This window comes from Helicobacter vulpis, assembly GCF_003660395.1.
GTDB lineage: Bacteria > Campylobacterota > Campylobacteria > Campylobacterales > Helicobacteraceae > Helicobacter > Helicobacter vulpis.
In genome coordinates this window covers 1-545 of the sequence record NZ_QXQT01000089.1, presented here as the reverse complement: position 1 = coordinate 545, position 545 = coordinate 1, and the positions used below count along the sequence as shown (strand labels likewise).

The 545-nt window shown below is 47.3% G+C and carries 1 protein-coding gene; it reads right to left on the bottom strand.

The window, feature by feature from the left end:
- Nucleotides 1-328: 328 nt before the first annotated feature.
- A partial coding sequence (locus tag EAO38_RS08710) for a hypothetical protein (protein ID WP_162982765.1) occupies nt 329-545 on the bottom strand: 217 nt, incomplete at its 5' end.

Here is a 545-nt window from a genome sequence, read left to right as displayed (position 1 = left end):
GGTGGCTTCTAAAAGTTCTTGTATCTTGTCGTGTAACAACATCATCGCCCCTTATAGCCCTATTCAACCAAAAAACCCCCGCGTGAATCAAGGGTTAAAGAGTAGCAAAAGTTAATCGGGTAAAAACACGTTAAAATAAGAATGCCCGGGCAAACCAAACCAAACCCGGGCAAGAAAGGACTAGCCATGAGCTGCAAGCATGGCAAGGGTCCTAAGTGGGCATTATGCCTTAAAGTCTCTTTTTTGGGGCTTAAAATCTGCTTTACACTTGTGAGGCGATAACTTAGGACCGCCCCCTAACGGGGGCCCTTTCAGTTAAACAATGCTTTTAAAGTTCTTCCGCCCCCTTAAACGCCTCCCTTAACCTAGCTTCTTCCCGAGCAAAATGCGAATCTACATACCCCTCAAATAGCGCATTCTTGTTGCGCTCCACGAAGTCCAAATTTTCCCCCTTGGAGTAAAAGAAGACTTGGCTAAAATCTAGCTTCTTTTCTTGGGCTAGGGCGCGCGCGCCCATCAAGGGCCTATCTGACTGGCTCAAGCCC